This window comes from Burkholderia sp. WTPI3, from assembly GCF_021483755.1.
Taxonomy (GTDB): Bacteria; Pseudomonadota; Gammaproteobacteria; order Burkholderiales; family Burkholderiaceae; genus Burkholderia.
Genome location: NZ_JAGIXF010000006.1, coordinates 1 through 20,691, shown reverse-complemented (window position 1 = coordinate 20,691; position 20,691 = coordinate 1). Strand labels below are relative to the sequence as shown.

Below are 20,691 nucleotides of genomic sequence, written 5' to 3'. Positions count from 1 at the left end.
TCGCTCAGTCGTACAACACCGCGGCGATCTTCGGGTCGTCGATGTTGGACTTGTCGTACCAATAGAAACCGGTATCGATGACCTTCGGCAGCTTCTCGCCCTTGATCGCCTTCACGGCCGCCTCGACGGTCTTGTAACCGATCCCGATCGGGTTCTGCGTGATCGCGCCGGCCATCAGCCCGCTGCGGATCGCATCCTTCTGCTGCTTGCCCGAATCGTAGCCGACGATCACGACCTTGCGCTTCATCTCGCGCACGCCGTTGACCACGCCGATCGCCGAGCCTTCGTTGGTGCCGAACAGGCCCTTGAGCTTCGGATACGCCTGCAGGATCGACTTCGTCACTTCGGTCGACTTCAGCTGGTCGCCCTCGCCGTACTGGACAGTCACGACCTGCACCTTCGGGTGCGCCGACTTCATTCGTTCGAGAAAGCCGTCGCGGCGGTCGATGCCGGTGCGGCTCGTCTGGTCGTGCGCGACCACGGCCACCTCGCCTTCGTCGCCGATCAGCGCGGCGAGCTTGTCGGCGGCGAGCGCCGCGGCGGCCTTGTTGTTGGTCGCGGCGGTCGTCACCGGGATGTCGCTGTCGACGCCCGAGTCGAACGCGATCACCGGGATCTTCTCGGCCTGCGCCTTCTTCAGCAGCGGCAGCGCGGCCTTGCTGTCGAGCGCCGCGAAGCCGAGCGCGGCCGGCTTCTTCGCGATCGCGGCGGACAGCATGTCGATCTGCTTGTCGACCATCACCTCGGTTTCGGGGCCCTCGAACGTCACCTTCACCTTGTAGTCCTTCGCGGCCTGCATCGCGCCGGCTTTCACGGCCTGCCAGAACTGATGCTGGAAGCCCTTCGAGATCAGCGGGATGTAGGTTTCCTGCGCATGCGCGCCGGCCGTGACGCCGACGGCGAACGTCAGCCCGACGATCGCGTTCAACACCTTGCTCCTGATCACTTCGCGTCTCCTTGGTTGGTATCGACTGAAATGCCGGCCAGGCCGGCGGTGAAGCGGATGCACGCACGTCAATGCGTCGACGTCAGCGGCGACGCCGGCGCAGGATGTCCACGTACACGGCGAGGATGATGATCACGCCGGTGACGACCGTCTGCCATTCCTGCGCGACCGACATGATGCGCAGGCCGTTGGTCAGCACGCTCATGATGAATGCGCCGATGATGGTGCCGACGATGCTGCCCGCGCCGCCCGACAGCGACGTGCCGCCGATCACCACGGCCGCGATCGCATCGAGCTCGTAGCCCTGCCCGAGCGCGGGCTGCGCGGAATTCAGCCGCGACGCGATCAGCAGCCCCGCGATCCCGCACACCGCGCCGCTGAACGTGTAGACGGCGATCTTCCACGCATCGACGTTCACGCCGGACAGCCGCAGCGCTTCCTCGTTGCTGCCGAGCGCGAACGTGTAGCGGCCGAAGATGGTCCGGTTCAGCACGATCGACGCACCGATCGCGACGAGGAACAGGATCAGCACGGCGTTCGGAATCGGCAGCGACGGAATCAGGTTGCCGATCAGCGAATCCTGCGCGATCGACGTGAAGCCGGGCGTGTCGTTGAAGTAGATCGGCCGCGTGCCCGAGATCACGAGCGACAGCCCCTTGAGCAGCATCATCATGCCGAGCGTCGCGATGAACGGCGGCACCTTCATCTTCGCGATCACGAAACCCGACACGCTGCCCGACAGCGCGCCGAACAACAGCGCGGCCAGGATCCCGAGCGGCAGCGGCATGCCCCAGTTCGTCAGCACGACGCCGGCCATCACCGCGCAGAACGTCATCAGCGTGCCGACCGACAGGTCGATGCCCGACGTGATGATCACGTAGGTGCAGGCGACGGCCAGCACGCCGTTCACGGCGGTGGCCTGCAGGATCGAAACGAGGTTGTCGACTTCGAGGAAGTTCGGCGATGCGATGCTGAAGAACACGATCAGCAGCACGAGGCTCGCGAACGCAAGCAGCTTCTGCCGCGCGGCCGGGTTGAAGAGGCGGGCGCGCAGGCCCGGTGCGGCCGCCGGCGTGTCGCCGGTGGCAAGAGGCGGGACGGGATGCGTATCGTTGGACATGATCGGGTAGGCGTCTGAATCAGGACAATACGGTCGACTCGCGCTGCGTCGCGAGCTGCATGATCTTTTCCTGCGTGGCGTCGGCCGCGCGCAGCTCGCCGGTCACGCGCCCTTCGCACATCACGAGAATCCGGTGGCTCATGCGCAGCACCTCGGGCAGCTCCGACGAGATCATCACGATCGCCTTGCCGTCGGCGGCGAGCGCGTCGAGCAGCTTGTAGATCTCGCTTTTCGCGCCGACGTCGATGCCGCGCGTCGGCTCGTCGAAGAACAGGATGTCGCAGTCGCGCAGCAGCCACTTCGCGATCACGATCTTCTGCTGGTTGCCGCCCGACAGCAGCCGCGCCGGCTGCGCGACCGACGGCGTGCGAATCGAAAGCTGCCGCACATACGACTGCGCGGTGTCGCGCATCTCGCGTGCATCCAGAAACACGCCGCGGCGCACGAAGCGGCGCATGCTCGACAGCGCGATGTTGTTCTGCACGTCCATCCCGACCGCAAGCCCGAAGTGCTTGCGGTCCTCCGACAGATAACCGATGCCGTGCCTGACCGCGTCGGCCGGCGTGCGGATCGTCACGGTCTTGCCGTGCACGCGGATCTCGCCCGCATCGATCGGGTCCGCGCCGAACACGGCGCGCGCGACCTCGGTGCGGCCAGCGCCCATCAACCCCGCGAAGCCGAGGATCTCGCCGCGCCGCAGCGTGAAACCGACGTCGCGGATCGCGCGGCCGCGCGACAATCCGCGCACTTCGAGCGCGACGTCGCTGGACGACGTATCGGGCGGTGTACGGAACGTCGTGTCGAGCTGGCGGCCGACCATCATCGCGATGATCGCGTCCATCGACGTTTCGGCCATCGGCACGGTCGCGACGTACTTGCCGTCGCGCATCACGGTCACGCGGTCGGCGATCTGGCGCAGCTCGTCCATCTTGTGCGAGATGTAGACGATGCCGACGCCGTGCGCGCGCAGGTCGCCGATGATGCGAAACAGCTCGGCGATCTCCGCGTTGTTCAGCGCGGCGGTCGGCTCGTCCATGATCAGCACGCGCGAATCGAACGACAGCGCCTTCGCGATCTCGACCATCTGCTGCTTCGCGACCGTCAGCCGGCCGACCGGGGTGCGCGGATCGAGATCGAGCCGCATCCGCGCGAAGATCGCGGCTGCGTCGCGGTTCAGCCTGTCTTCGTCGACGAACACGCCGAAGCGGCCGCGCGGCTCGCGGCCGATGAAGATGTTCTGCGCGACGCTCAGGTGGTTCATCAGGTTCAACTCCTGATGGATGATGCCGATGCCGAGCGCCTGCGCGGCACGCGGATCGGCGATCTCCACCGCGCGGCCGTCCATGCGGATCTCGCCGCCGTCCCGCTGGTACACGCCGGCGAGGATCTTCATCAGCGTCGACTTGCCGGCGCCGTTCTCGCCCATCAGCGCATGCACTTCGCCGGCGCGCAGATCGAACCGGCAATCGTCGAGCGCCTGCACGCCCGGAAAGCGCTTGCTGACGCCGGTCAATGCGATCAGCGCCACGGGTGCGGCGGTCGTCGGGTTCGGATCGGGTTGCATGGCGCGCCGTCCTCAGCCGATCGCACGATCGAGATGCGTATAGCCGCCATCGACGAACAGCCACTGGCCCGTCGTGTGCGATGCGCGTTCCGACAGCAGGAACACGGCCGTGTCGGCGATCTCGTCGGCCGTCGTGAAGCGCTTGCCGAGCGGCACCTTGCCGGCGATTTCCGCGAGCTTCGCTTCCGGGTCGTCGAAGCCGGCGATCCAGTTCTGGTAGAGCGGCGTCATCACCTCGGCGGGAATCACCGCGTTCACGCGCACGCCGTCGTTCCGCAATGCGACGGCCCATTCTCGCGTCAACGCGAGTTGCGCGCCCTTCGACGCGCAATAGCCGCTCGTGTTGCCCTGCCCGGTCACGGCCGTCTTCGACGAGATGTTGACGATCGCGCCGCGCGTCGCCTTCAGGTGCGGCACGCAGTAATGCGCCATCGCGTAGTAGTGAATCAGGTTGCGCTCGAGCGACGCGACGAACGCGTCGCGCCCGGCGTCGAGGCCGACGCTGTCGTTGATGCCGGCGTTGTTGACGAGGCCGTCGATGCGGCCGAAACGCGCGACGGTCTGTGCGACGGCCTCGCGGCATTGCGCGTCGTCCTGCAACTCGGCGGACACCCATGCGGCGCGCGGCTGCTTCCGCGTGAGCGCATGCCAGAACGTGTCGTCCGGCGCGTGCCGCGCGAACACCACGGGAATCGCGCGTTCGTCGGCCAGCCGCATCGAGATCGCCGCGCCGATGCCCGATGCACCGCCGGTCACGATCGCGACCTTGTCTTGCAGATTCAAATCCACTTCGCGTCTCCGTCGTTCGTGTCGTCGCCGCGCAGGCCGCGCGCGGCGCATCGTACGTCGTGCTTCGTCGTGCGCCGTCCTTCAGCCGCGGAACCGATACTGCTCGAGCGACTCGGGCTTCATCTCGATCGAGAAACCGGGCGCCGTCGGCGGCATGTACGCCGCGCCGCGCACGACGCACGGTTCGACGAAATGCTCGTGCAGGTGATCGACGTATTCGGTCACGCGCCCTTCCTTCGTACCGGAAATGCACACGTAGTCGATCATGGACAGATGCTGCACGTATTCGCACAATCCGACACCGCCGGCATGCGGACACACCGGCAGCCCGTACTTCGCGGCCAGCAGCATCACCGCGAGAATCTCGTTCACGCCGCCGAGCCGGCATGCGTCGATCTGCACGACGTCGATCGCGCCGCGCTCGATGAACTGCTTGAACAGCACACGGTTCTGGCACATCTCGCCGGTCGCGACCTGCACCGGCGCGATCGCCTCGCGGATCTTGCGATGCCCTTCGACGTCGTCGGGGCTCGTCGGCTCCTCGATGAACCACGGCTTCGCGAACGCGAGTTCGCGCACCCAGTCGATCGCCTCGTCGACTTCCCACACCTGGTTCGCGTCGATCATCAGCTTGCGCTGCGGGCCGATCACCTCGCGCGCGATCGTCACGCGGCGGATGTCGTCTTCCAGGTTCGCGCCGACCTTCAGCTTCACGTAGTCGAAGCCCGCGTCCACCGCTTCGCGGCACAGCCGGCGCAGCTTGTCGTCGCTGTAGCCGAGCCAGCCCGCCGACGTCGTGTAGCACGGATAGCCGTCGCGCTCGAGTGCCGCGATCCGCGCGGCCTTGCCGGGCGCCTGCCGGCGCAGCAGGTCGAGCGCTTCGTCCTGCGTCAGGCAGTCGGTCAGGTAGCGGAAATCGACCGCGCGCACGATGTCTTCCGGGCTCAGGTCGACGACGAGCCGCCAAAGCGGCTTGCCGACCGACTTCGCCCACAGATCCCATACGGCATTGACGACGGCCCCCGTCGCCAGATGGATCGCGCCCTTGTCGGGACCGATCCAGCGCAACTGGCTGTCCGATGTCACGTGGCGCCAGAAGCGGCCCATGTCGTCGCGGATCCAGTCAAGGTCGAGGCCGACGACGAGATGACGCATCGCGTCGATCGCCGCGCAGCAGATTTCGTTGCCGCGCCCGATGGTGAACGTGAGCCCGTGGCCTTCGAGCCCGTCGTGGTCGGTGTCGAGCACGACGTACGCGGCCGAGTAGTCCGGGTCCGGGTTCATCGCATCGGAGCCGTCGAGCTGGCGCGAGGTCGGGAAGCGCACGTCGAGGACGCGCATCGATCGAATGATAGGCATGACGAACGGTCCGTTGAATGGAATCAGGCCTGCACGGTGCGCTGACGCTGCTCGCCGAGCCCGTCGATCCCGAGCGTGATCGACTGCCCGGCGCGCAGATAGATGGGGGGCTTCTGCCCGAGCCCGACGCCCGGCGGCGTGCCGGTCGAGATCACGTCGCCCGGCTGCAGGCTCATGAAGCGGCTCAGGTAGCTGATCAGGTGCGGCACGCGGAACACCATCGTCGCGGTCGTGCCGTTCTGGTAGCGGTGGCCGTCCACCTCGAGCCACAACCGCAGCGCGTGCGGATCGGGCACTTCGTCGGCCGTCACGAGCCACGGGCCGAGCGGGCCGAACGTGTCGTTGCCCTTGCCCTTGTCCCACGTGCCGCCGCGTTCGAGCTGGTATTCGCGCTCCGACACGTCGTTCACCACGCAATAACCGGCGACGTGCGACAACGCCTCGGCTTCGTCGATATAGCGGCCGCCCTGGCCGATCACGACGCCGAGCTCGACTTCCCAGTCGGTCTTCTCCGAGCCGCGCGGAATCTCGACGTCGTCGTTCGGCCCCGAGATCGCGCTCGTCCATTTGCCGAACACCACCGGTTCCTTCGGAACGTCCATGCCCGATTCGGCCGCGTGGTCGGAGTAATTGAGGCCGATGCAGATGAACTTGCCGACGCGGCCGACGCACGCGCCGAGGCGTGGCGTGCCCTCGACGAGCGGCAGCGACGACGGCGGGATGTCGCGCAGCCGCGCGAGCGACGCCGGGGTGAGCACATCGCCGGCGACGTCGTCGATCACGCCCGACAGGTCGCGGATCTTGCCCTGCGCATCGAGCAGGCCCGGTTTCTCATGGTGTTTGTCGCCAAATCTCAGCAGTTTCATGGGGTCGTCCGAACGGAAACGGAAAGTGAATGTGAGGGCTCGGTCAGTTTGACCAGCCGCCGTCGATCAGATGAATCGCGCCGGTCGTAAACGACGCTTCGTCGGAGGCAAGGTACAGCGCGAGCGCGGCCACTTCTTCCGCGGTGCCGATGCGGCCCATTGGCTGGCGCGCGACGAATGCCTGCCGCACGGTATCGGTCGACACCTGGCGCGTGCGCGCCTGCTCGGCGATCCGCTGCTCGAGCGACGGCGACTCGATCGTGCCGGGGCAGATTGCGTTGCAGCGGATGCGCTGCTCGACGAAATCGGCCGCGACCGCCTTGGTCAGCCCGATCACGGCGGCCTTGGTCGTGCCGTAGACGAAGCGGTTCGGCACGCCCTTCACGCTCGACGCCGCCGATGCCATGTTAACGATCGACGCGCCGCCCGCTTCGAGCATTGCCGGCAGCAGCGCGCGGATCAGCCGGTACATCGACGTGACGTTCAGGTTCAGCGAGAACGCCCACGCGTCGTCGTCGCAATCGAGGATCGAGCCGTGATGGACGAAACCGGCGCAGTTGAACAGCACGTCGAACGCCCGTTCCTGCGCGGCGAGTGCCGCGACGTCGTGCGCATCGGTCACGTCGAGCCGCCGCGTCGCCAGCCGGCCGCCCGCGCGTTCGGCGTCGGCCGCGAGCTGCGCGAGCGCGGCTTCGTTGATGTCGGTCGCCAGCACGTCGGCGCCCTCGCTCGCGAACCGCAGCGCGGTCGCCCGACCGATGCCCTGCCCGGCCGCCGTGACCAGCGCGTGCTTGCCCTGCAATCTCATGCGCACCTCTCCGAATAGATGCCGGCGAACCGGCCGATTGGCACAAAGGACCAAAGGTCCAACCAATCATAGGAACAGATTCCGGATTTGTCACGGCCGCGCGATTCAGTATTTTCCCGAGCGGGAGAATCGGCCGGGAAGCAGTGCCGCAGGTGGCGGATCGGCGTGCAATCCGTACCCGGACGGTCGGCTGCACATCGCGCGAAGCCAATGCCGGCGGGCGTTTCCGCCGGTTTCTGCGGCCCGCATCACGCCGCGGCCGGCGAATCTGACAGAAAAGTCATGCTGCCGTCAGGGTTTCAACGGGATACGCGCGCGATCATCGTGTGGCCGGACCGCGCCGCCCGGCACACCGCATCCCCCGCCCGCCGACGGTCCCTGGCGGGCACCTCCGTCCCCCGCGGTGGGCCACGTGACTGAGCGAGCAGACACGGCGGCGCGGGCCGATTTTCCGCCCCGGGCGTACGCGTCCGGGGCGTTTTTGTCCGCCCTTTTTAAAGAAAATGCAGGTTGATTGTTTCTAAATCGGCAAAAGGTAATTTGAGCCAGACAGGATGTTTTTTCCGGTCACAGACGCTTACATTTAGCGCACCACTCATGGAAACCGCTACGGATTCGCCATCGGGTAGTGACATCCACTGCCAAGGCCGAAACCGCACGAGCTTTAGGAAACGGCAAAATGAAGGCCTCTAAATCCCTGCCTGCGCTCGATCCCGCCGACGTCCACGTCGAAATTCTCGAACGTTCCGATACGCTGCTCGTCGTCCGCTGGGTCGAACCCGGCCGTTGTCATTACGGCGAACAGCGCTGGCGCCGCCGCTTCGCGCAGCGCACCGGCACCTGCGCGCTGTCGCGCCAGGTCATCCAGCGCGGCGACGAAGTATTCCGGCCGGCCGAGCGCCCGGCACCCGCGAATGCGGCCGCGATGATCTCCGCCGCCGAAGTACTCGGCATGGCCGGCGGCCGATAACGCGCACCGCCCGCATGCGCGGGCCGGCTGCGTCACGCGCCTAGAACCGCCGGTCTAAATCCCCCGCTTGTCTGCTCCGCCTGCGCGGACTATCGTTACAGCATTCAATGTAACGATTACGCGCCGTGGTGCATCGCCACGCCGAGGGAGGCAGACATGCATGCATGGAGCGCGCGCCACGTCCCGGCGCAAGGCGGCAAGGTCGCGGTCGTGACCGGCGCCAACAGCGGTCTCGGCTGGCAGATCGCGGAAACGCTCGCCGCCAAGGGCGCAACCGTCGTGATGGGTTGCCGCGATGCCGTCCGCGCCGCGCAGGCGGCCGATGCGATCCGCCGTCTTCATCCCGCTGCCCGCGTCGAAGTCGATCCGCTCGACCTCGCCGATCTCGCATCGATCCAGCGCTTCGCCGACGGCGTGTCCGAACGCCACGGCCGCGTCGACATCCTCTGCAACAACGCCGGCGTGATGTTCCTGCCGCTGCGGCATACGCGCGACGGCTTCGAGATGCAGTTCGGCACCAACCACCTCGGCCATTTCGCGCTCACCGGCCATCTGCTGCCCGCGCTGCGCGCCGCCCGCCGGGCGCGCGTCGTCACGATGTCGAGCGGCCTCAACCGCGGCGGCCGGATCCGCGTCGACGACCTGCGCGCCGAGCATCGCTACAACCGTTATCTCGCCTATTGCGACAGCAAGCTCGCGAACCTCGTGTTCGCGATCGAGTTGCAGCGCCGCTTCCAGCGTGCGGCATTCGCGGGGATCAGCGTCGCGGCGCACCCCGGCTACGCGGCGACCAACCTGCAGTTCGCGGGCCCCGCGATGGACAGCTCGCCCGCCCGCACCGCCCTGATGCGTGCGGCGAACCGTTATCTCGCGCAGCCCGCCGACCGGGGCGCGCTGCCGGCGATTCATGCGGCGACGGCGCCCGACCTCATCGGCGGCTCGTATATCGGCCCATCCGGCTGGTTCGAGTCGCGCGGCCTGCCAGCACCTGCGAGCGTGCCGCGTTCGGCCCGCGACGCGGCCGTGGCCGCGCTGCTGTGGGAAGCGTCGGAAACCGCAACGGGCGTGCGTTTCCTGAGCGCGGGCGCCCCCGCCGGGCGGCCGCTCGCCAAGCCGTTCGACGCTGCGGCCGAGGCGCGCTGAACGGCATGCCGCCGGCTCGCTCATTCTTCACACTTATTGCGCAAACGGAAACGAAAGGATGTTGAAAGACTGATTCGCCGCACTACTGTTACCACTCAGGAAACAATCTATCGTCAAAATCAGCGTTTACCCTGAAGCCCCCGGTGACTAAGATTTAGTCAATCGCTTAAGACATGGTGTCGAGAGCGAACCCAATAAAACACCGGAGGTCATCATGAAATCGCTCGTTTCCGCAGTTGTTGCCGCTGTCGCCCTGTCCGCTTCGTTCGGTGCTTTCGCACAAAGCACCGTGACCCGCGCACAAGTCCGCAACGAACTGGTTCAGCTCGAACAAGCCGGCTACAAGCCGGGCCTGTCGAGCCCGTACTACCCGAACGACATCCAGTCGGCGGAAGCGCGTGTTCATGGTGCCGACGCCAGCGGCTATGGCGCACAACCGGCTCCGGTCGTCCACTCGGGCGCCCCGGCCGCCGCAGCGTCGTCGAACGCTCGCGACTCGATCTTCTTCGGCCAGTAAGCCGACACGCCCCCGGCGGGCACACCGCGCATCGCGCGATGAAGCTGTAACCGGACGAGCCCGCAGTGCGGGCTCGTCTTTTTTATGAAACGTATACCTCCGCCGCCCGGCAGCGGGTGGCTTCGCCCGGGCGCGTTGCGGCCGGGCGCTTTTTCGTATTCAGGGAAAAACGGCGGCCGGGCGTGAGCACCGGTCACCCGCAGGGCGCAAGCAAGAACTCACCGACCATCCGGTGCATCCGCGCCGCCTGCGTGCTGGTGCCAAGCGCACGCCAGCAGCCGTGCACGAGCCCCTCTCCCATCCAGTAACGCGCGGCGCCGCCGGCCCCGAGAATCCTTTCGACATAGACGCGCGCGTCGTCACGCAGCGGATCGTGTTCCGCGCCGATCGCAAGCACCGGTGGCAACCCGTCGAAACGCGACGCGGCAAGCGGCACCGATGCGCGCAACAGCGGGGCGTCGTTCAACGCGGTTTCATCCGCATCGCCCCAGTACAGCGCGCGATAACTGTGGACATCGTCGAGCGTCAGCATCGGCGCGTGCGCTTCGGTCTCGCGCGCGGGCGATTGCGGTTCGATGCCGAGCATCGGATAGACGAGTGCGATGCCGTCGACGCCCCGTTCGTTCGCATCGCGCAGCGCGGTCGCGACCGCCGCCGCGAGATTGCCGCCCGCGCTGTCGCCCGCGAGGGTCAGCGGCCGCACGCATGGGCCGAACGGCCAGCATGCATCGCGCGCGGCCCGCGTGACGGCCATGCAGTCCTCGAGTGCAGCAGGTACGCGATGCTCGGGCGCGAGCCGGTAGTCGACCGCGATCACTGCCAGCCCCGTGTCGGCCGCCAGTTGCGCGGTGATCAGCGCGTGACTGTCGAGCGAGCCGACGACGAAGCCGCCGCCGTGAAAGAACAGCACGGTGCCACGCGGCGCACCGTGCGCGGGCGCATGCCGCCGCAGCGCGATCGCGCGCCCGTCCGGTGCGTGCCACACCGCATCGTGCCGCACGACGCCGGCCGGCAGCGCGGCGGGCGTCCATGCGGCCGCGAAGCGATCGTAGAGGCGGCGCTGTTCGTCGGGCGAGCGCGCGGCGGTATCGGCCGGATACGCCGCGTCGACAGCCGCGACGAACGCGGCGATTTCCGGTTCGAGCATCGGGCGTGCGCTGCCGTCGAAATCAGCGACGCGGCGGCAGGCCGATCACGCGGCCCGCATACGCGGGCACCGCGCAATCGCGCTGCAATGCGTGAAGCCCGGCCACGCGCACGGCGACGTCGTCGTCGAACGGCGCCGATTTCGCGCCGTCGCGCGTGTCGACGTGCAGCATCATCTGCTCGCTCGCCGACACCGCGCCGTCGTGCCCGTCCGCGAACAGTTCGAGATACATGTGCAGCCGCTTCGCGTCATGCGCGAACACTCGTGCATCGACGCGCACGTGCGTGCCTTCCTTGATCTCCTGCAGATAGTTCACATGCGCTTCGAGCGTATAGACCGAGCGGCCCCGCTCGCGACGCGTGGCGTCGTCGAGGCCGATGCGGTCCAGCAGCGCATCGGTCGCGAAGCTGAAGATCAGCAGATAGAACGCGTCGCGCAGATGGCCGTTGTAGTCGACCCACTCGGGCCGTACGACGTCGCGGTAGATCGTCAGCGGGGTATCGCCGGTCATGTTGTCAGTCCTCGAATCGCATCCCGTGCCGCGCCTTCACTGCGGCGATCGCCTTCAGCACCTCGGTAATGCACTCGTCGCGATAGCGCTCGAGTTCCTTGATGCTGCGCTTGCCTTGCTGCTCGCTCGTGCCTTCGACGACACTGTCGATCAGTGCGTCGGTCAGCTTCGGCGCGACCAGCTTGGTCCACGGCAGTTCGAGCGCGGGGCCGAACTGCTGCATGAAGTGTCGCATGCCCGCGTCGCCGCCGGCCAGCGTGTAGGTCAGGAACGTGCCCATGAACGACCAGCGGATGCCGGCGCCGAAGCGGATCGCGTCGTCGATCTCGCCGGTCGTCGCGACGCCTTCGTTGACCAGATGCAGCGCCTCGCGCCACAGCGCTTCGAGCAGCCGGTCCGCGATGAAGCCCGGCACTTCCTTGCGCACGTGCAGCGGCCGCATGCCGAGCTTGCGATAGATCGCCATCGCCGCTTCCACGGCTTCCGGCGACGTGCGCGCGCCGCCGAGCACCTCGACGAGCGGCAGCAGGTAGACCGGATTGAACGGATGGCCGACCACGCAGCGCTCCGGATGCACCGCCCGCGCATAGAAGTCGGTCGGCAGCAGCCCCGACGTCGACGACGCGATGATCGCGTCGGGCTTCGCCGCGCGGCTGATCTGTTCGTGCAGTTCGAGCTTCAGCGCCTCGCGCTCGGGCGCGCTTTCCTGGATGAAGTCGGCATCGGCGACGCAGGCCTCGATCGTCGACGCGAAGCGCAGCCGCGCGGGATCGGCGCCCGGCGCGAGGCCGACGCGTTCGAGCGCGGGCCATGCATTCGCAACGTTCGCGCGCAGCCGCTCTTCCGCGCCCGGTGCCGGATCCCATACGACCACGTCGAGACCGTACGCGAGCGCACGACAAATCCACCCGCTGCCGATCACGCCGGTGCCAATCGCGGCGAACGTCCTGATGTCGGTCTTCACAGCCATGTCAACGCATCCTTCAAATCGAGGGGGATCGGACGGCGGCCGCACTCGTGCGCGCGCCGCCGCAATAAAGCTGGATCAGTTGCAGACACTCACGCGAATTCGGTCACCGCACGCCGTTCGAGCGGACGTTCGCCGCGCGCCGGCAGGCCGAGCTTGCGACGCCCTTCGGCCGGCGTCAGCACGCGGCCGCCGAGCCGTTCGACGATTTCCCGCGCGCGCTCGACGAGTGTGCCGTTGGTCGCATGCACGCCGCGATCGAGCCAGATGTTGTCTTCGAGGCCGACGCGCACGTGGCCACCGAGCAGCATCGCCTGCGCGACCATCGGCATCTGCATGCGGCCGATCCCGAAGCCGGCCCAGTGCGCGCCCGGCGGCAGGTTGTCGACCATCGCCTTCATCGTGCCGGTGTCGGCCGGCGCGCCCCACGGAATGCCGAGGCACAGCTGGAACAGCGGCGGATCGTCGAGCAAACCTTCCTTCAGCAATTGCTTCGCGAACCACAAATGGCCCGTGTCGAAGATTTCCAGCTCCGGCTTCACGCCGAGTTCCTGGATGCGCTTCGCACCGGCGCGCAGTTGCGCGGGCGTCGACACGTAGATGTAGTCGCCGTCGCCGAAATTCAGCGTGCCGCAATCCAGCGTGCAGATTTCCGGCAGCAGTTCCTCGACGTGCACGAGGCGCGTGAGGCCGCCGACGAGATCGGTGCCCTTGCCGAAGCGCATCGGATCTTCGCCCGGGCCGATTTCCAGATCGCCGCCCATGCCGGCCGTCAGGTTGATGATCACGTCGACGTCGGCCGAGCGGATCCGGTCGACCACCTCGCGGTACAGATTCGGATCGCGGCTGCCGCGGCCCGTCTGCGGATCGCGCACGTGGCAGTGCGCCACCGTCGCGCCGGCCCTGGCCGCTTCGATCGCGGCGGCCGCGATTTCCCTCGGCGTGACCGGAATCGCCGGGTGCTTGCCGACCGTGTCGCCCGCGCCGGTGACCGCGCAGGTGATGATGACTTCGTTGTTCATGCTGTGAGCCCTCGCTTGATTCGGATGGTGTCGCCCGATTTCCGTCGTACTGCAGATGATTTGTCGCTGCGCGCCGGGAACGCCCGGCGCGCACGGGCCGTCACAGGCCGAGATAGGCCTTCACGGCGGGCAGCCCGTCCTTGCCGTCGAACGTCTTGACGCCGGCCAGCCACGCGTCGAGCACCTGCGGATTCTTCTTCAGATACGCCTTCGCGGCGTCGGCCGGCTTCGTCTTGTTCATCACCGACTGCATCAGCTGGTTCTCGAGCTGTGTCGAGAAACGCAGGTTCTCGATCAGCTTGCCGGCATTCGGGCAGCGGGAAATGAAGTCGGGCGCCGTCAGCGTGTACACGCGCGCTTCGCCATAGTTGGGACCGAAGGACGCGTCGCCGCCGGACAGGTAGTTCATGCTGATCTGGATGTTCATCGGATGCGGTTCCCAGCCGAGGAACACGACCCACTTCTTCTCGCGGATCGCGCGCTCGACCGTGACGAGCATCCCCGCCTCGCTCGATTCGACCAGCTTGAAGCCGCCGAGGCCGTACTGGTTCGTGTCGATCATCTTCTGGATCGTCGCGTTCGCGCTGCTGCCCGGCTCGATCCCGTAGATCTTGCCGTCGAGCTCCGCGCGGTGTTTCGCGATGTCTTCGAAGGTCTTCAGGCCGGCCTGGTATTCGTAGCTCGGCACCGCAAGCGTCGCCTTCGCGCCCGACAGGTTCGGCGGTTCGACGACGTTGATCGACTTGCTGTCGAGGAACGGCTGAAGCTGCTTTTGCTGCACCGGCCACCAGTAGCCGAGCGACACGTCGAGTTGCTTGCTCTTCAGGCCGGCGAACGAGATCGGCACCGATGCGATCGTCGTCGTCGGCTTGTAGCCGAGCCCTTCGAACACCGTCGAGGCGAGCGCCGTGGTGGACGTGATGTCGGTCCAGCCGATATCCGCAAAGCGTACGTTGCGGCAGGTCGCGGCATCCGTTTCGGCCTGCGCCGCAGTCGCGAATGCGCCGGTCGCCAGCACGGCCGCGACGAACGCGGCGATCTTTGTCGACTTCATGGTTTCTCCCCTGTGGGCCGATGTGCGACGGTGCGCGGAGTGCGTCCCGGCCTGCATCGTGGGAGTAAAAGTAACGAGCCATATTGGTCGCAAGACGACCGGCGGCGACCTGTTCTTGACTATTTGCGACTATGGGTGGAAACCACTATGCACGGGCTGTGGCTTGTGCGGCGAGGGTTTGGAGCAAATCCAGATGGGCGGGGGGTTGTCCGGATGCGGCGCAGGGAAGGCAGACCGGACATGCTTCGGCGGCGGCGCGCGAGCAGGTGTGACGCGGTTCCCGGCCCCGCGCGTCCGGGCCGGGAACCGAAGCGTTATCGGGGGACTTCGACGTAGGTTTCCCTGCAGATCTCACGCAGTGCCTGAACCAGCAGATCCCGCGTCGGCACATGCGATTCGTCGGCGCGGGTAAACAGCGCGATGGGCGGCAGCGTCCAGACCAGCGAGTAAGGCACGATCGCCACCCCGGCGATGCGCACCATTTCCTCCGCGATATCGGCCGGCACGATCGACACGGCCTCGTCGCTCGACGCGATCATTTCGCCAATCAGCTTCGACGAGTAGCTTTCGACGATCGGCACCGGCGGCGCAATGCCCGCCGACAGAAACAGGTCGGTCACCTGCTCGCGCATCGGCGTGTGCGGGGCGCCGAGAATCCAGTCCAGCGCACGCAACTTCTCCCAGTCGAGCCTCGCGCGGGCCAGTTTCGCGGCCAGCCGCCGGCTCGCGATCATCCGCGGCTGCTGCTGGTACAGCACCTCGAACGACACCTGCCCCAGATCGACCGCCGACGATGCCCGCCCGATCACGAGGTCGACGCTGTGATCCCGGAGTTGCAGCAGCAGCTGGTCGCTGGTGCCTTCGTGAATCGTCACCGTCACGCGCCGCTCCATCCGCGATTGCAGCCGCTTGAGCGCCGCCGACAGCATCTGGCCCGAAATGAACGGGATCACGCCGATATGCAGGTGGGCCGCATGCCCGGCGGCAACCGCCTCCATCTCGCGGGCGAGGTGGTCGAGGTCCTGCAGCATCGCCCTGGCCCGCTCGAGCACCACCGCGCCCAGCGCGGTCGGCCGCATCCCGCGCGACGAGCGCTCGAACAGCGGCGTGCCGAACATGCTTTCCAGCTCCGACAGCGCGTTCGTCACCGCCGGCTGGCTGCTGGCCATGTGCTCCGCGACGCGCGTCAGCGACCCGTGCTGCTGGATCTGCAGCAGCAGCATCAGGTGCCGCATCTTCAGGCGGGCGCCGAGCCGCCTGACCACGTCGTTCGCGTCGAATGTCATTGACTGGTCAATCATTCATCATGAAAAAGTGATGGACCAATATTAAAACAGAATCATCTCGTTATGGCCGGTGCCTAGAATCACTCCCCATGGATCGCGCCGGGACTGGCCTGGCGCACATGCCCGGACCCAAGAACATGAAACAGACAGAGACTCAGCAGCAGGCAGCGTTCGACTATCACGAGTTTCCGACCCCGGGGAAGATCTCCGTCGTCGCCAGCAAGCCGCTCGTGACGCAGCGCGATCTCGCGCTCGCCTACACGCCCGGCGTCGCGAGCGTCTGCGAGTCGATCGCGGCCGAGCCGCTGAACGCGCACCGCTTCACGAGCCGCGGGAATCTGGTGGGGGTCATCACCAACGGCACCGCGGTGCTGGGTCTGGGCAACATCGGCGCGCTCGCGTCGAAGCCGGTGATGGAAGGCAAGGCGGTGCTCTTCAAGAAGTTCGCGGGCATCGACGTGTTCGACATCGAGATCAACGAAACCGACCCGGACAAGCTCGTCGACATCATCGCCGGCCTCGAACCCACCTTCGGCGGGATCAACCTCGAGGACATCAAGGCGCCGGAGTGCTTCACCGTCGAGCGCAAGCTGCGCGAGCGCATGAAGATCCCCGTCTTCCATGACGACCAGCACGGCACCGCCATCACCGTCGCCGCCGCGTTCATCAACGGGCTGAAGGTCGTCGGGAAGTCGATCAAGGACGTGAAGGTCGTGACGTCGGGCGCCGGCGCGGCCGCGCTGGCCTGTCTGGACCTGCTGGTCGACCTCGGGCTGCCGATCGAAAACGTGTGGGCGACCGATATCGAAGGCGTCGTCTATCGCGGCCGGACCACGCTGATGGATCCGGCCAAGGAACGCTTCGCGCAGGAGACCGATGCACGCACGCTGTCCGAGGTGATCGGCGGTGCCGACGTGTTCCTCGGGCTGTCTGTCGGCGGCATTCTGAAACCGGAAATGCTGAAGGCAATGGCCGCGCGCCCGCTGATTCTCGCGCTCGCCAATCCGACGCCGGAAATCTTCCCGGAGCTCGCCCATGCGACGCGCGACGACGTCGTGATCGCGACCGGCCGCTCGGACTTCCCGAACCAGGTCAACAACGTCCTGTGCTTCCCGTACATTTTCCGCGGCGCACTGGATGTGGGCGCCACCACGATCACCCGCGAAATGGAAATCGCCGCGGTTCACGCGATCGCCGGCCTCGCCCAGGAAGAGCAGAACGACATCGTCGCGGCGGCCTATGGCGGCGACGAAGTGTCCTTCGGCCCGCAATACCTGATTCCGAAGCCGTTCGACCCGCGCCTGATCGTCCGTATCGCACCGGCCGTGGCCAAGGCTGCGATCGAAGGCGGCGTGGCGACGCGCCCGCTCGCGGATCTCGACGCGTACGTCGAGCAACTGCAGCAGTTCGTCTACCACTCGGGCGCATTCATGAAGCCGCTGTTCGCGGCCGCGCGTCAGCTCGTGCGTGACGGCGGCAAGGCGCGCATCGTGTTCACCGAAGGCGAAGACGAACGCGTGCTGCGCGCGGTGCAGGTCATCGTCGACGAAAAGCTCGCGCGTCCGATCCTGGTCGGCCGTCCGGAAGTGCTGCTGGCGCGGATCGAGCGGTTCGGCCTGCGCCTGCGACTCGGCGAGGACGTCGAAGTCACCAACCCGGAATACGACGAACGCTTCCCGCAATACTGGACGACGTACTGGGAACTGCGCTGCCGCGACGGCATTTCGAAGGAAATGGCGCGCGTCGAAATGCGCCGCCGCCTGACGCTGATCGGCGCGATGATGGTGCGGCTCGGCGACGCCGACGGGATGATCTGCGGTACCGTCGGCGAGTATCACAATCACCTGCGCTTCGTCGACGAAGTGATCGGCAAGAAACCCGATGCGTCGACCTACGCGGCGATGAACATCCTGTTGCTCAATCAGCGCACGGTGGCGCTGGTCGATACGCACATCAACGACAACCCGGATGCGGAACAGATCGCGGAATACACGATCGCCGCGGCGCGCCAGATGGAGTGGCTGAATCTGACGCCGAAGGTTGCGTTGCTGTCGCGGTCGAACTTCGGGTCGGGCAGCGCGGCGTCGGGCGTGAAGATGCGCAAGGCGCTGGACATCATTCGCGCGCAGGCGCCGGATATCGAGGCGGACGGCGAAATGCACGGCGACTGCGCGCTCGACGAAGCCCTGCGGTCGCGACTGCTGCCGATGTCGCCGCTCAAGGGCGCGGCGAACCTGCTCGTGTGCCCGAACGTCGATGCGGGAAACATCGCCTACAACCTGCTGAAGACCGAAGCCGGCAGCAACGTTGCGGTCGGGCCGTTCCTGCTCGGCGTGAATGCGCCGGTGAATATCCTGACGTCGAGCTCCACCGTGCGACGGATCGTGAACATGACCGCGTTGACGGTGATCCAGGCGAATCGCAACGTGGCCGGCTGATCGATTCTTCGCGGCACAGTTGTTCATCGAGCGGCGGATAGCCGGATCCGGAAGGGTTCGGCGATCCGCCGCTTTTTCGTACCGGTGCCGCTCTGGCTGGCGTGCATGGCGGCCGTATCTGTCGCGTCGGGCATTGAAGCAAGCAAAGCCCGGTGCTCGCAGGCAAACCGCTCGCGCAGGAAGGCGTACCATGAAGAAGCCATCGAGCGCCGGGCTTGCGTTCGTGCCCGGGCGCGCCACGTCTTCCCGACTCGGAGTCCCGCCATGATCCTGTACCACTCCACCCCCGATTCGCCGGTCGTCGAAATATCCGTCGAAGGAAAAATCACCGACCACGAACTGCGCGAAACCATCGAGCGCATGCGCAGCGATCTCGAGCTGAACGGCAAAACCCGTGTGCTCGAACGCATCGAACATTTCAGCGGTATCGAGCCGAAGGCGTTGTGGACCGACGTGACGCTCGGCGTGCCGCTCGCCCGCAAGATCACGCGGGCTGCCGTAGTGGCCGACGCGAGCTGGATTCACGCGTCGATGCATCTGGCCCGGTTCTTTACGAAGGCCGAAATCAAGGCGTTCCACGTGAACGAGCTGGAACAGGCGCGTGCCTGGGTCGCCGCGTGAGAAGCCCGAACGGGCCGAGACTGGTGGAGTCGATCCGGCGCGGATAGCCCAGGTGGGCGATCGACTCGGCAATGATGTCGTGCCGGTACGGCAGACAGGGGGCCGTGTTCTCGCGGCGCGACCCGTGGGCGCTCATCCGGTCTCGCTCCGGACGGTTTGCGCAACCCGCTTACATCATCGAAGATCGTTCGGCGCGTCCGGGGGCGCTGCCACGACCTTCGAGGCGTGGGCCGCTTTTCGGGAAGCCGCCGAGCCGCACGGTGCAGGCGGCGCATCCAGTGGCGCCGAACAACCCGGTCTCGCCACTTCATGCGCCGCCATGCGCGCTTTCAGAGAGAAACGCTCTACAGAACACGCTCCAGCGCGCTGGCGAATCTGGCAACCGCGGCATCGACATCATGCAGTTTGTCGAGACCGAACAAACCGATCCGGAAGGTCTTGAAATCCGCCGGCTCGTCGCATTGCAGCGGCACGCCGGCCGCGATCTGCATGCCGACATCGACGAATTTCTTGCCGGACCGGATGTCGTCGTCGTCCGTGTAGCTGACCACGACGCCCGGGGCCTCGAAGCCCTTCGCCGCCACGCTCCTGAACCCCTTTTCGGCCAGCAGCGCGCGGATGCGCGTGCCGAGTTCGAGCTGTTCCGCCCTCACCTTGTCGAAGCCGTACGCTTCCGTTTCCTTGATGACGTCGCGCAGCGTGGTGAGGCTGTCCGTGGGCATCGTCGCGTGGTACGCGAACCCGCCGTTCTCGTACGCTTCCATGATCTGCAGCCACTTGCGCAGATCGCAGGCGAAGCTGGTGCTGGTCGTCGCATCGATTCGCTCGCGCGCGAGGGGGCTGAGCATCACCAGCGCGCAGCCGGGCGATGCGCTCCAGCCCTTTTGCGGCGCGCTGATCAGCACGTCGACGCCGCTCGCCTCCATGTCGAGCCAGATCGTGCCGGACGCGATGCAATCCAGCACGAACATGCCGCCGACCGCATGCACGGCGTCGGCCACCGCGCGCATATAGCCATCGGGCAGCATCATCCCGGATGCGGTTTCGACGTGCGGCGCAAAGACGAGATCCGGCTTGTGCTCGCGGATCGCCGCGACGACTTCGTCGATCGGGGCCGGCGCAAACGCGGCCTGCCTTCCCGATTCGACCGGACGCGCCTTCAGCACGATCGATTCGGACGGAATGCTGCCCATGTCGAAAATCTGCGACCAGCGGAAGCTGAACCAGCCGTTGCGGATGACCAGACATTTCTTGTTCGTCGCGAACTGGCGGGCGACGGCTTCCATGCCGAACGTCCCGCTGCCCGGGACGATGGCGACCGCCTTCGCGTTGTAAACCTTTTTCAGGGCGGCGGAAATGTCGCGCATGACGCCTTGAAAGCGCTGCGACATGTGATTGATCGACCGGTCGGTATACACCACCGAATATTCGAGGAGCCCGTCGCGGTCGACATCGGGAAGTAATCCTGGCACGTTCGCCTCCGGTAAAGGATGAACCATGTGATGAGAGCGCGCGGTATTCATGGGCGGATACCGCTGCGCCCATGCAAAGCTGCGTTTTTGC

The 20,691-nt window shown here is 66.5% G+C and carries 19 protein-coding genes; 5 read left to right on the top strand and 14 right to left on the bottom strand.

All coding sequences use genetic code 11. The features are described 5' to 3' along the window. Positions 1–4: 4 nt before the first annotated feature. The 7 genes from J7024_RS05195 to J7024_RS05165 form a co-directional block, all read right to left on the bottom strand. A complete protein-coding gene (locus tag J7024_RS05195) occupies positions 5–946 on the bottom strand; it encodes an ABC transporter substrate-binding protein (protein ID WP_234744841.1) in 942 nt (313 codons plus the stop codon). An 82-nt stretch (positions 947–1,028) separates the two neighbouring features. Continuing rightward, complete coding sequence (locus J7024_RS05190) at positions 1,029–2,066, bottom strand: ABC transporter permease (protein WP_124826965.1); 1,038 nt, start codon at positions 2,064–2,066, stop codon at positions 1,029–1,031. 19 nt (positions 2,067–2,085) lie between these two features. Beyond that, the gene (locus J7024_RS05185) at positions 2,086–3,630 is read right to left on the bottom strand and encodes a sugar ABC transporter ATP-binding protein (RefSeq protein WP_124826964.1); all 1,545 of its coding nucleotides are present in this window, start codon (positions 3,628–3,630) and stop codon (positions 2,086–2,088) included. 12 nt (positions 3,631–3,642) lie between these two features. Further along, positions 3,643–4,419, bottom strand: a complete 777-nt coding sequence (locus J7024_RS05180; protein WP_124826963.1) for an SDR family oxidoreductase — start codon at positions 4,417–4,419, stop codon at positions 3,643–3,645. An 81-nt stretch (positions 4,420–4,500) separates the two neighbouring features. Further along, the gene (locus J7024_RS05175) at positions 4,501–5,778 is read right to left on the bottom strand and encodes an L-fuconate dehydratase (protein WP_175750794.1); all 1,278 of its coding nucleotides are present in this window, start codon (positions 5,776–5,778) and stop codon (positions 4,501–4,503) included. 23 nt (positions 5,779–5,801) lie between these two features. Continuing rightward, positions 5,802–6,644: an ureidoglycolate lyase gene (locus J7024_RS05170; RefSeq protein ID WP_234744840.1), complete on the bottom strand. Its 843-nt coding sequence runs from the start codon at positions 6,642–6,644 to the stop codon at positions 5,802–5,804. 43 nt (positions 6,645–6,687) lie between these two features. Then, positions 6,688–7,452 (bottom strand): SDR family oxidoreductase, encoded by a 765-nt coding sequence (locus tag J7024_RS05165; RefSeq protein ID WP_124826960.1) that lies wholly within the window; start codon positions 7,450–7,452, stop codon positions 6,688–6,690. Positions 7,453–8,131: 679 nt separating this feature from the next. Between J7024_RS05165 and J7024_RS05160 the strand changes: the two genes are divergently transcribed. The 3 genes from J7024_RS05160 to J7024_RS05150 all read left to right on the top strand — a co-directional run bounded on the left by J7024_RS05160 (position 8,132) and on the right by J7024_RS05150 (position 10,082). Next, positions 8,132–8,422 (top strand): DUF3331 domain-containing protein, encoded by a 291-nt coding sequence (locus J7024_RS05160; protein ID WP_124826959.1) that lies wholly within the window; start codon positions 8,132–8,134, stop codon positions 8,420–8,422. A gap of 156 nt (positions 8,423–8,578) precedes the next feature. Beyond that, positions 8,579–9,565 (top strand): oxidoreductase, encoded by a 987-nt coding sequence (locus tag J7024_RS05155; protein WP_124826958.1) that lies wholly within the window; start codon positions 8,579–8,581, stop codon positions 9,563–9,565. Between the two features lie 214 nt (positions 9,566–9,779). Further along, positions 9,780–10,082, top strand: coding sequence for a DUF4148 domain-containing protein (locus J7024_RS05150; RefSeq protein ID WP_096501752.1), 303 nt, complete (start codon positions 9,780–9,782; stop codon positions 10,080–10,082). A gap of 193 nt (positions 10,083–10,275) precedes the next feature. Here J7024_RS05150 and J7024_RS05145 read toward each other — a convergent pair whose 3' ends face one another. From J7024_RS05145 to J7024_RS05120, 6 genes are all read right to left on the bottom strand, one after another. Further along, positions 10,276–11,229: an alpha/beta hydrolase gene (locus tag J7024_RS05145; protein WP_124826957.1), complete on the bottom strand. Its 954-nt coding sequence runs from the start codon at positions 11,227–11,229 to the stop codon at positions 10,276–10,278. Positions 11,230–11,251: 22 nt separating this feature from the next. After that, complete coding sequence (locus J7024_RS05140; protein ID WP_124826956.1) at positions 11,252–11,740, bottom strand: thioesterase family protein; 489 nt, start codon at positions 11,738–11,740, stop codon at positions 11,252–11,254. Positions 11,741–11,744: 4 nt separating this feature from the next. Then, entirely contained in the window at positions 11,745–12,710 is a 966-nt protein-coding gene (locus tag J7024_RS05135; RefSeq protein ID WP_124826955.1) for an L-carnitine dehydrogenase, read from the bottom strand. 89 nt (positions 12,711–12,799) lie between these two features. Further along, positions 12,800–13,729, bottom strand: a complete 930-nt coding sequence (locus J7024_RS05130; RefSeq protein WP_124826954.1) for a 3-keto-5-aminohexanoate cleavage protein — start codon at positions 13,727–13,729, stop codon at positions 12,800–12,802. Positions 13,730–13,829: 100 nt separating this feature from the next. Beyond that, positions 13,830–14,783, bottom strand: a complete 954-nt coding sequence (locus J7024_RS05125) for a choline ABC transporter substrate-binding protein (protein ID WP_124826953.1) — start codon at positions 14,781–14,783, stop codon at positions 13,830–13,832. 314 nt (positions 14,784–15,097) lie between these two features. After that, on the bottom strand, positions 15,098–16,069 hold the full coding sequence (locus tag J7024_RS05120) for a LysR substrate-binding domain-containing protein (protein WP_124826951.1): 972 nt from the start codon (positions 16,067–16,069) through the stop codon (positions 15,098–15,100). A 137-nt stretch (positions 16,070–16,206) separates the two neighbouring features. On the opposite strand from J7024_RS05120, the gene J7024_RS05115 reads away from it, so the two are divergent. Together J7024_RS05115 and J7024_RS05110 are read left to right on the top strand one after the other, a co-directional pair. Then, positions 16,207–18,507 carry an NADP-dependent malic enzyme gene (locus J7024_RS05115; RefSeq protein WP_175750791.1) on the top strand — a complete coding sequence of 767 codons (2,301 nt, stop codon included), beginning with the start codon at positions 16,207–16,209 and terminating at the stop codon, positions 18,505–18,507. Between the two features lie 264 nt (positions 18,508–18,771). After that, the gene (locus J7024_RS05110) at positions 18,772–19,128 is read left to right on the top strand and encodes an STAS/SEC14 domain-containing protein (RefSeq protein WP_124827041.1); all 357 of its coding nucleotides are present in this window, start codon (positions 18,772–18,774) and stop codon (positions 19,126–19,128) included. A 344-nt stretch (positions 19,129–19,472) separates the two neighbouring features. Here J7024_RS05110 and J7024_RS05105 read toward each other — a convergent pair whose 3' ends face one another. Continuing rightward, positions 19,473–20,600, bottom strand: a complete 1,128-nt coding sequence (locus tag J7024_RS05105; protein ID WP_234744839.1) for an aminotransferase class V-fold PLP-dependent enzyme — start codon at positions 20,598–20,600, stop codon at positions 19,473–19,475. Between the last annotated feature and the right edge of the window lie 91 nt (positions 20,601–20,691).

Excerpts from the sequence above, each read along its gene's own strand:
- J7024_RS05110 (WP_124827041.1), top strand. The coding sequence starts at position 18,772 with ATGATCCTGTACCACTCCACCCCCGATTCGCCGGTCGTCGAAATATCC.
- J7024_RS05135 (WP_124826955.1), bottom strand. The coding sequence starts at position 12,710 with ATGGCTGTGAAGACCGACATCAGGACGTTCGCCGCGATTGGCACCGGC.
- J7024_RS05140 (WP_124826956.1), bottom strand. The coding sequence starts at position 11,740 with ATGACCGGCGATACCCCGCTGACGATCTACCGCGACGTCGTACGGCCC.
- J7024_RS05130 (WP_124826954.1), bottom strand. The coding sequence starts at position 13,729 with ATGAACAACGAAGTCATCATCACCTGCGCGGTCACCGGCGCGGGCGAC.
- J7024_RS05190 (WP_124826965.1), bottom strand. The coding sequence starts at position 2,066 with ATGTCCAACGATACGCATCCCGTCCCGCCTCTTGCCACCGGCGACACG.
- J7024_RS05175 (WP_175750794.1), bottom strand. The coding sequence starts at position 5,778 with ATGCCTATCATTCGATCGATGCGCGTCCTCGACGTGCGCTTCCCGACC.
- J7024_RS05170 (WP_234744840.1), bottom strand. The coding sequence starts at position 6,644 with ATGAAACTGCTGAGATTTGGCGACAAACACCATGAGAAACCGGGCCTG.
- J7024_RS05120 (WP_124826951.1), bottom strand. The coding sequence starts at position 16,069 with ATGACATTCGACGCGAACGACGTGGTCAGGCGGCTCGGCGCCCGCCTG.
- J7024_RS05160 (WP_124826959.1), top strand. The coding sequence starts at position 8,132 with ATGAAGGCCTCTAAATCCCTGCCTGCGCTCGATCCCGCCGACGTCCAC.
- J7024_RS05155 (WP_124826958.1), top strand. The coding sequence starts at position 8,579 with ATGCATGCATGGAGCGCGCGCCACGTCCCGGCGCAAGGCGGCAAGGTC.
- J7024_RS05125 (WP_124826953.1), bottom strand. The coding sequence starts at position 14,783 with ATGAAGTCGACAAAGATCGCCGCGTTCGTCGCGGCCGTGCTGGCGACC.
- J7024_RS05165 (WP_124826960.1), bottom strand. The coding sequence starts at position 7,452 with ATGAGATTGCAGGGCAAGCACGCGCTGGTCACGGCGGCCGGGCAGGGC.
- J7024_RS05115 (WP_175750791.1), top strand. The coding sequence starts at position 16,207 with ATGAAACAGACAGAGACTCAGCAGCAGGCAGCGTTCGACTATCACGAG.
- J7024_RS05185 (WP_124826964.1), bottom strand. The coding sequence starts at position 3,630 with ATGCAACCCGATCCGAACCCGACGACCGCCGCACCCGTGGCGCTGATC.
- J7024_RS05150 (WP_096501752.1), top strand. The coding sequence starts at position 9,780 with ATGAAATCGCTCGTTTCCGCAGTTGTTGCCGCTGTCGCCCTGTCCGCT.
- J7024_RS05145 (WP_124826957.1), bottom strand. The coding sequence starts at position 11,229 with ATGCTCGAACCGGAAATCGCCGCGTTCGTCGCGGCTGTCGACGCGGCG.